Raw genomic sequence first — 8001 nt, forward strand, 5'->3', positions numbered from 1 at the left:
CCTTCACCGCGGGGCCGTCTCCGGATCCCGTGCGGGATCAAGGAGCACATCGTGCGGAAGGCCCCTGAGTCCGACCGCCGCAAGAGCACCGATAATCCCCCGCTTTCCTTCGAGATCGACTCCTGATGCCTGTGCGGCAGCCTGCGCCTCCTCCCGGGAAACAGAGGACTTTCTCGCTTTCACCCCGAATGCCCTGAGCACCGGGGGAATGGTGAAACCCTGCCTGATCGCGATGCCCCATTCGGGGGAAAGCGATTCATCTGCCATAAAGCGGACTGCCGTCTCCCTGATATGGGGGAGCAGGCCGGGTTCGGCCGCGAGTTCGATATAACTGCACGAATTGCCGGCCGTCCGGTAGGGGCAGGAGGGATCGAGCATGACAACACGGTGGCCGATGGGGATGAGGCCCTCCATTTTTCCGAGGAACTGGAGCAGGCCGAGAGCAAGGGCGAAGGTCGCACCTCCTTCGGGCGAGTCCGTATCGTCAATGCCCACGATGACATGCGTCAGCGCCCGGGTGACCACATCGCCCTCCACGACCTGCCCTGTTTTCTGCACGGAGATGTGGACGACACCTTCGGCCATCGCCATCATATCGGTGAGAGAATAGGCGGGCCCGCCGGTGCATCGGATCCGCTGGACGATATACCCGTCATCCTTCCGGACTCCGATGACTCCGACGGCGGCAGAGGGGTACTGGCCAATATTTGCGTCCTTCTTGCCGATGGTCGCATATTCGTGCAGGAGCATCCCGTCCCTCGATACGTCAGCAAGAACGCCGCCTGCCTGCCGGTGGTGGAAAGCGCAGAATGCCGCACATCCGCCGCTCCGGCATTCGTGATAAATCGCTACCATATCGCCATCGACAGTCGTGAATATCCGCCTGCATGCCGTGGAGAGCATCGCACTTGATGCCATGTACCGTGCGGGAGTCCGCCCGCGTTTTTCCTCCTTCTGGACAAGGCATCGTTCCTCGATGAGGCGGTTAATCCAGTCCTGGACCGTGCTGCGCGGCAGACCGGCGAGATCGGCAATATCATTGACAGTGAAGTGGCCTTTATCGAGCGTCAGCTGACGCATTAGTTTCAGGAACTCCCGTCTCCTTTCAAGCACGCTTGACATGGTGATCCCGGATGAACAGCACATCTGAGATGATAGCACTCGCCGTTTCAGAAGAACCGGCGCCTTTTCCGATGAGTGTGACTTTTCCCGCCATGTCGGTGTCGATCATGACGGCGTTTAAGGTATCGGAGACGACAAGGGGATGGCTCTTGGGGATGATCCGGGGGGCCACCCGGAGGATATCTTTTTCAGGAACGATCTCTCCGATAAGACGAATCGTGCAGTCCTGCCCTTCGGCAAGTTCAAGCGCATCCGATGTGATGGCGTCGATGCCGGTAATGTCCACGTCGTCAAGTGTCGTGGAGAGGCCCCAGACGGTATTTGCGAGGATGACGAGCTTGATGGCAGCATCAATTCCCTTCACGTCGTAGGTCGGATCCGCCTCGGCATAGCCCAGTTCGCGGGCTTCGAGGAGTGCCTGCTGGTAGGTGAGGCGTTCGTCGGCCATCCGGGTAAGGATGTAATTGCAGGTGCCGTTGAGAACGCCGGAGATGCCCCGGATATCGTTTCCGGCGAGGCCGTTTTCGAGGGCATGCATGATGGGTATCGCCCCGCATACCGTCGCTTCATACCTGAGCTGGACGTCGTGTTCACTGGCAAGCGTCCTGAGGGTATGGTATGCACACGCGATTGGCCCCTTGTTGGAGGTGACCACGTGCTTTCCCCGCCGGAGTGCCGCCGTGATATGCCCCAGTGCCGGTTCCCCCGTGCGGGCATCGGTCGGTGTCACCTCTATGAGCAGGTCGTAGTCCGCGGTGGTGATGATATCCATTGCCGAGATGCCCTCTTCTCCGCACCTGCCGGTTTCACGCTTCCTTTCAAGGAGCGCCCGCACATCAATGCCTGCAGGTTCAACAATCCCGCTTTGTGAGTCGGCAACACCGCTGATGCTCAGACCGAGGTTTTTCTTCGCGATGGCTTCGGCGATGCCCTTTCCAACAGATCCGAATCCGATGAGGGCGATTTTCATAGGTGATCCTCCATGGTCTCTATGATAAGAAGCTGCTTCTGCCCGGCCACGTCCCGAAGGATGTCGAGGGCCCGCTCCATATCTCTCCCGCTGGCTGATTTTATCGTGATTTTTGCCGACGAAGGCTCGCTGATGGCAGGCATGACCATATGCAGTTCGGCCACTTCCGCAAAGCCGGTCGAATCAATCCTGTCGACCGTGTCGGTGAGATCCGTGTGCATGAGATGTCCGATGAGGATGACGGAATGGCGGATAAGCAGGCGCTCTTCTCCGATTCGGAGGATATTTACGCCCTTGGAACGGATTAGTCCGATGAGTTTGTCAAGGTTTTTTTCCGGCAGTTCAAGCATGATCTGCACATCGATGGTGTCCGAAAGATGCTTCGGATCATGCTGGTGTATGACGGCGATGATATTGCCGCCCACGTCTGAGATCGGCGTCAGTGCAGCCACGAGCTGTCCGGGTGCATCCTTCATTTCGAGTTTCATCGATATCTGCATCACAGCCACCTGACAAGAGATTGAACGGCGGTACTGATAAGCCTTCTATACATTCCTGCCGGGGTTTGGGATGTTCGTTGCCCGACCACTATGTTCTTGCCGCATTACCACCAATTCCAGAGAAAGAATCCGGTCGCGGTCTGACGGCTCGAGTGCCGGGCTAAAATATCCGGGAGCGTACGAATGGCGGATAAGAAAACAAGAATTATCGCATGCGGAAATCCCCTGATGGGAAACGACGGCGTCGGCCCTGCCGTGCTGGACTGCCTCCTTGCGGATCACCCCGATCTCGACGCCGTAGAGGGAGGGCTCGGCGGGCTCGGCCTTCTTCCTCTTATAGAAGACTACGATCGCGTCATCATCATCGATGCAATGACGGGATACGGCAGGAAAGGCGATGTCCGGATATTTCGGGAGCCTCCCGACTCACGTTTTTTCCCGATGTCGCTGCATGACATCGGCGTCGTGGAGGCGCTTGCCGTGGCGAAAGAGATCGGGTATACAACCGAGGTGATCATCATCGCGGTTGAGGGAGGGGTGATTGACACGTTCGGCGATACGCTGGATCCCGAAGTCAGGGCGGTCGTTCCCCGTGTCTGCCGCATGGTGCTCGAGGAATGGGAAAAAGGATAGATTCGGAATTATACGGAACCCGGTGCGCCGGTTACGATTTTTATTGCCTCGGCAATCTCGGGGAGCAGTTCGCCGGGTATGCCCATGACCATCTCATCGTCGGCTATTCCCGAGAACTTGCGGGAACCGTCGCACCCCATCGAGAAGTTGACCGCCCCCGTCATATACGGCAGGGCGACGGTATCGGCGCAGACGGACTGAATGCCCGACATCGAGGAGTGTATCCGTCCTCCCATCTTATAGAGGATCGCCTGCGCCAGCTTCAGCATTGCGCGGGGCTGCGTGATAATGAGTACGACATGCGGATCGAACGGTGTTTTTTCAAGCGGTGCATAGACCGTTGCCCATGTTGTTCCGTCCAGGCTGCCCGGTGCGTGGACATGCGGGATGTTTCCGATGGTGCGCATGCATGCTGCCCAGCTCTCGAATTTTCCCAGCTTGTAATAGAATTCTCCTGACTGAAGAGACGGACTGAGCGTTTTCAGACCGAGAGCCCATCCCCCGCCCATGCACTGGTGCTGTTTTGATGTCGCGTAAAAAATCCTGCCTTCCTTCCGTGCCATGGTTGCCATCTGGCAGTGCCGGGCACTCTCGGAAATCTCTAAAATACCGTCGGGTATCGCCTCGCGGGACTTTGCGAGCTTGATGGCGACAGGGGACCCGTCCAGTCCCAGGTATGTCGTGAATACCTCGGAGATTTCAGCATAATTCGGTTTTTTTCTCATTTCATCCTGCATATACAGTCCTCCTGACAGGGGAGGGTCGTGAAGGGAACTGTCCCGCACGACAACCTCCGGCATATCACTGCTCTGCATGATCACGGATAAATATAGAGGTGATTACAGTCTGCGGAGTTTGCTGTCGACCTTTGTAAAAAAATTCTTGCCCACATCGATAAAGAGGGCCGCTTCCGTGGATTTCTCGATGCGAAGAACGGATCCCGTGGCGAGCTCACAGTTCTGCTGTCCGTCAAGGACAAGCTGAGCGGGTTTCGTGCTCTCCAGCCTGATCTCGAATTTCCTGTCATAGTTGATCAGGTGCGGCCGCGAGGAGAGGAGGTACGGTGCGAGCGGCACGAGCAGAAATCCCTCGATGCGGGGATCCACGATCGGTCCGCCCGCGCTCATCGCGTAGGCCGTTGAACCCGTCGGCGTGCTGACGAGTAATCCGTCGGATCTGAACCGCTCCACCTCAATCCCGTCGATCAGCACCGTAAACCTGAGCATCTTCGCGGGCCGCGTCGTGACAATCACCGCTTCATTCAGTGCATCTCCGAAATGCGTGCCGTCAAGGAAGAGCGCGATTCTCATCCGCTTTTCAACCTGGTATCCACTGTCCCTGATATGCCTGAAGAACGTGAGCGCTTCGGAGGGTTCGAGGTCGGTAAGAAAGCCGACCTCGCCCCAGTTGATACCGATTATGGGAATCTGCCGCTTCATCTGCTGGACGGTGAGGAGAACGGATCCGTCTCCTCCGATGACAACGGCGATATCGGCACGAATATCAGCAAAATCCATGCCCTGCGTGCCGATCGAGGCGGCCGTTCCTGCTTCGAACGCCACATCGAAGCCGAGGCTCCCGAGATCCCGTGCAAGCGACGACGTATAATGAAGAACCTTTTCGTCATCAAGCCGTGAGATAAGGACGACTTTCATGAGTTTCCCCTACCGCAGGTACTCGATTACCTTCTGGTGGATGACGGCGTTGGTGGCAACGAGGCACTTGCCCACGGTCACTTCGTTGGGGAAGGTGATAACCCCGCCGTTCAGATCGCTGACAAGCCCGCCCGCTTCTTCGCACAGCAGCATTCCCGCCGCAGCATCAGTAATCCGCAGGGTGTCCCGCAGATCGATAAACCCGTCAAGCCTTCCACATGCCACGTAACACAATTCGAGTGCCGAAGCGCCGAAAAGGCGCCACCTGCGTATTTTCTGCCCCAGTTTCAGGACGGTGCCCGGGTTAAACTTTCTCCCGTAGACGCTGATGGCACTCTCCTCCAGGAGCTTCGTCCGAGATACCCGCACCGTTTGTCCGTTGAGATATGCACCGTGCCCCTTCTCCGCATAAAACGTCTCCCTGTGACCGAGATCGCGGACAAACCCGCGGGTGACGGTTCCCTCTTCTGCGTAGGCAATGGAGAGTGCGTAAAAAGGAATTCCGGCAACGGCATTGTAGGTACCGTCGATGGGATCCAGAAACAGCGTGCCGCTCCCGTCCCCGAGCGGGATAGTGCCGCACTCTTCACTGACAAGGGTTCCGCAGAGGGGGTGGTCCCGGAGATAGGACACGACAATATCCTCAGCGACCTGATCGATCCGCTTCGTGGGGGTTCCGTCCGCTCCCATTTTAACGTACGTGCCGGATGCGGGCGTACCTGCCATTCCCGCAATACCGTCTTCAACCAGACGGGCGATCTCCTCACAGGAACGAAGAAAATCCATCAGATCCACTCTGCCATACATCCCTTTGGGTTGAATTTATTTAAGTTCATTGAGATATGATATGAGAGACTGATTATTATGAAAGAACAGACCGAAGTGGGCAAGCTGAAAGAAGGCAGATATGTGGTTATCGATGATGAACCGTGTAAAATTCTCTCGATCTCGGTTTCAAAACCGGGCAAGCATGGTGCCGCGAAGTCCCGAATGGATGTTGTCGGTATTTTTGACGGCATGAAGCGCTCGGTCGTCAATCCCGTATCGGCCAAAGCCTATATTCCCATCGTCGAGCGGCGGAGTGCCCAGGTCATCTCCGTTTCCGGCACTACCGTACAGCTGATGGACGTCAAGGATTTCGATATGTTTGAGATGGAAGTATCCGACGACGCGATCGGCGGCATCGAGGCGGGCATGGAAGTGCCGTATATCGCATCGATGGGCAGGAAGAAACTTGATCTAAATTAATGCGTCACCCCATACTTTTTTTATGCACTCTTTTTCACGCCGCCATTTCGCCGATGCCGATGCCTCCTATGGTGACGCCCGGTACGTACTCTTCGGAGTCCCCTACGACGGCACCACCTCTTTCCGTTCCGGAACCCGCGACGGTCCGGCGGCAATACGGGAGGCATCCCTCAATTTTGAGTCGTATCTTATCGATTACGATCTTGACCTTGCCGATGTGCCCGTCTGTGATGCGGGTGACATCGAACCCTTTTCGCTTCCCGATGCGGTCGCGTCACAGGTGGAGCAGGCCGTTCGGGATATATGCCACGATGGAAAGATACCCGTCATGATCGGCGGGGAGCATAGCATTACACCGGGTGCCGTCCGTGCAGTTGCCCCCGAATGGTATGTCGTCTGCGATGCGCATCTGGATCTTCGCACTGAATTCGGGGGAACCCGGGATAACCATGCATGCTCCTGCCGCCGTGTGTATGACGGCGGGGTGACGAATATCGTTATCGTCGGTGCACGGAGCGGTACCCGCGAGGAGTATGCATTCGCACATAACCTGCACCTCTACACCGCGGATGAGATCCGGGCACGGGGGATGGGTGAGGTTGTGCGTGAGATTGCCACGATTATCGGGAACGGCCGGACCTACATCTCCATCGATGCGGATGCCCTCGACTGCTGTGCAACCCCGGGCCTCGGAACGCCCGAACCCTTCGGTCTTTCCCCATGGGATCTTCGCGACCTTGTTCGCGGACTGGCACCGTCCGTTGCAGGATTCGATTACGTTGAGGTCTGCCCCTGTGATGCGGGCCAGACCGCCGCCGTCGCTGCCCGTATTATCAGGGATTTCATAGGGTGCCACGCCAGGCCCAAACAGGAGTAACATTATTTATAGTGTGCTCCGCACGGGGGGATCCTCCCCACCCTCGTCATGGCCGCAGGAGTCGGGGCGGAAAAAAGCCGGCCTTCAGGAAACGTACCGTGTCGGAACCTTGATTTCCATGCTGTAGGACTCAACGAAGCGGGTCGTGATAATAAAATAATAGCTCCGTTCGCCTTCGTAGAATTTTTCGATCCACGGTCGCGGATCGTTCTCGCTCCATGTCCGCGAATCAAGGACTCCGGGGTTGATGATACGCACGAAACGGTTGGGATCGCTCACGTCCATGACCTGAATGTTGATGGTCGGGAAGACATATCCCGGATCGGTCATCCCTGTAACCGTATAATACAGTTCCCAGTACGGGAAGGGGATGGTGATAATTTCGGTTGTCCCGCTCCACTTTCCGTCGATGGTTGCATATGTCGTGAGATCGAGGTTGTCCCGGGGTACCTGTGCCGGGATGCCTGCTGTCGGCTGTGGTTCTGCCATCTCCACGTGATAGGTCGCCGGATTAACGAAACTGACATCGCGAACCGTTCCGTCCCAGAGGGGTGTCGGTGTAGGCTCCGGTGTCGGTGGCCCGGCGATCGGCGTCGCTTTCGGTGTGGGAATGAATTCCTCTTCCGTACCGGAGCCCGGGAAAAATGCGGCGCCTTCACCCTGCAACGCCGGTTTTATTATCAGGGCGACAATCAGTACGAGCCCTATGGCTGCCACGACCGCAAGGAGATCCCGTTTCTCCATACGGAATCTTTATGCCAGATCATATTTGAATATTCGTATTGTACATCAACGCTGTTAATCAGTAGCGATAAAAAATTGAGATAACTATATATATTATCACTGGCTCATATCTACGTAATGAATATTGGAGGGATCCGGTATTCATCTTTATGGAGGCATTGCAATGCGAAAATTGATGAACAAAGATGAAGCATTCACCGGCCTTGAAGCCGCCATCGTACTGATCGCCTTTGTGGTGGTCGCGGCGGTCTT

The 8001-nt window shown here is 56.5% G+C and carries 10 protein-coding genes; 3 read left to right on the forward strand and 7 right to left on the reverse strand.

The window, feature by feature from the left end:
- Nucleotides 1-3 precede the first annotated feature (3 nt).
- From APR53_05620 to APR53_05630, 3 genes are read right to left on the reverse strand one after another with little or no spacing between them, the layout of a single operon-like run.
- Nucleotides 4-1122 carry a sugar-specific transcriptional regulator TrmB gene (locus tag APR53_05620; protein ID KQC03408.1) on the reverse strand — a complete coding sequence of 373 codons (1119 nt, stop codon included), beginning with the start codon at nucleotides 1120-1122 and terminating at the stop codon, nucleotides 4-6.
- A complete protein-coding gene (locus APR53_05625; GenBank protein ID KQC03409.1) occupies nucleotides 1106-2092 on the reverse strand; it encodes a homoserine dehydrogenase in 987 nt (328 codons plus the stop codon). Before APR53_05625 ends, APR53_05620 begins: the two co-directional genes overlap by 17 nt.
- Nucleotides 2089-2580 (reverse strand): amino acid-binding protein, encoded by a 492-nt coding sequence (locus APR53_05630; protein KQC03422.1) that lies wholly within the window; start codon nucleotides 2578-2580, stop codon nucleotides 2089-2091. The genes APR53_05625 and APR53_05630 overlap by 4 nt, the downstream gene beginning before the upstream one ends.
- Nucleotides 2581-2775: 195 nt before the next feature.
- Here APR53_05630 and APR53_05635 point away from each other — a divergent pair, with 195 nt between their 5' ends.
- Complete coding sequence (locus APR53_05635) at nucleotides 2776-3225, forward strand: hypothetical protein (GenBank protein ID KQC03410.1); 450 nt, start codon at nucleotides 2776-2778, stop codon at nucleotides 3223-3225.
- A gap of 8 nt (nucleotides 3226-3233) precedes the next feature.
- On the opposite strand, the gene APR53_05640 is transcribed toward APR53_05635, so the two are convergent.
- From APR53_05640 to APR53_05650, 3 genes are all read right to left on the reverse strand, one after another.
- Nucleotides 3234-3962: a hypothetical protein gene (locus APR53_05640; GenBank protein ID KQC03423.1), complete on the reverse strand. Its 729-nt coding sequence runs from the start codon at nucleotides 3960-3962 to the stop codon at nucleotides 3234-3236.
- Nucleotides 3963-4064: 102 nt separating this feature from the next.
- Nucleotides 4065-4880: an NAD kinase gene (locus APR53_05645; GenBank protein KQC03411.1), complete on the reverse strand. Its 816-nt coding sequence runs from the start codon at nucleotides 4878-4880 to the stop codon at nucleotides 4065-4067.
- 9 nt (nucleotides 4881-4889) lie between these two features.
- Nucleotides 4890-5666 (reverse strand): fructose-1,6-bisphosphatase, encoded by a 777-nt coding sequence (locus APR53_05650; protein KQC03424.1) that lies wholly within the window; start codon nucleotides 5664-5666, stop codon nucleotides 4890-4892.
- Between the two features lie 78 nt (nucleotides 5667-5744).
- Between APR53_05650 and APR53_05655 the strand changes: the two genes are divergently transcribed.
- Both APR53_05655 and APR53_05660 read left to right on the forward strand, forming a co-directional pair.
- The gene (locus APR53_05655; protein KQC03412.1) at nucleotides 5745-6128 is read left to right on the forward strand and encodes a translation initiation factor 5A; all 384 of its coding nucleotides are present in this window, start codon (nucleotides 5745-5747) and stop codon (nucleotides 6126-6128) included.
- A gap of 22 nt (nucleotides 6129-6150) precedes the next feature.
- Nucleotides 6151-7005 carry an agmatinase gene (locus APR53_05660; protein ID KQC03413.1) on the forward strand — a complete coding sequence of 285 codons (855 nt, stop codon included), beginning with the start codon at nucleotides 6151-6153 and terminating at the stop codon, nucleotides 7003-7005.
- Between the two features lie 84 nt (nucleotides 7006-7089).
- Here the strand turns inward: APR53_05660 and APR53_05665 are convergent, their stop codons facing one another.
- Nucleotides 7090-7749, reverse strand: a complete 660-nt coding sequence (locus tag APR53_05665; GenBank protein ID KQC03414.1) for a hypothetical protein — start codon at nucleotides 7747-7749, stop codon at nucleotides 7090-7092.
- Between the last annotated feature and the right edge of the window lie 252 nt (nucleotides 7750-8001).

Origin of the sequence: Methanoculleus sp. SDB, assembly GCA_001412355.1 — an archaeon.
GTDB lineage: Archaea > Halobacteriota > Methanomicrobia > Methanomicrobiales > Methanomicrobiaceae > LKUD01.

Excerpts from the sequence above, each read along its gene's own strand:
- APR53_05635 (KQC03410.1), top strand. The coding sequence starts at position 2,776 with ATGGCGGATAAGAAAACAAGAATTATCGCATGCGGAAATCCCCTGATG.
- APR53_05655 (KQC03412.1), top strand. The coding sequence starts at position 5,745 with ATGAAAGAACAGACCGAAGTGGGCAAGCTGAAAGAAGGCAGATATGTG.
- APR53_05620 (KQC03408.1), bottom strand. The coding sequence starts at position 1,122 with ATGTCAAGCGTGCTTGAAAGGAGACGGGAGTTCCTGAAACTAATGCGT.
- APR53_05650 (KQC03424.1), bottom strand. The coding sequence starts at position 5,666 with ATGGATTTTCTTCGTTCCTGTGAGGAGATCGCCCGTCTGGTTGAAGAC.
- APR53_05625 (KQC03409.1), bottom strand. The coding sequence starts at position 2,092 with ATGAAAATCGCCCTCATCGGATTCGGATCTGTTGGAAAGGGCATCGCC.
- APR53_05640 (KQC03423.1), bottom strand. The coding sequence starts at position 3,962 with ATGCAGGATGAAATGAGAAAAAAACCGAATTATGCTGAAATCTCCGAG.
- APR53_05645 (KQC03411.1), bottom strand. The coding sequence starts at position 4,880 with ATGAAAGTCGTCCTTATCTCACGGCTTGATGACGAAAAGGTTCTTCAT.
- APR53_05660 (KQC03413.1), top strand. The coding sequence starts at position 6,151 with ATGCACTCTTTTTCACGCCGCCATTTCGCCGATGCCGATGCCTCCTAT.
- APR53_05665 (KQC03414.1), bottom strand. The coding sequence starts at position 7,749 with ATGGAGAAACGGGATCTCCTTGCGGTCGTGGCAGCCATAGGGCTCGTA.
- APR53_05630 (KQC03422.1), bottom strand. The coding sequence starts at position 2,580 with ATGAAACTCGAAATGAAGGATGCACCCGGACAGCTCGTGGCTGCACTG.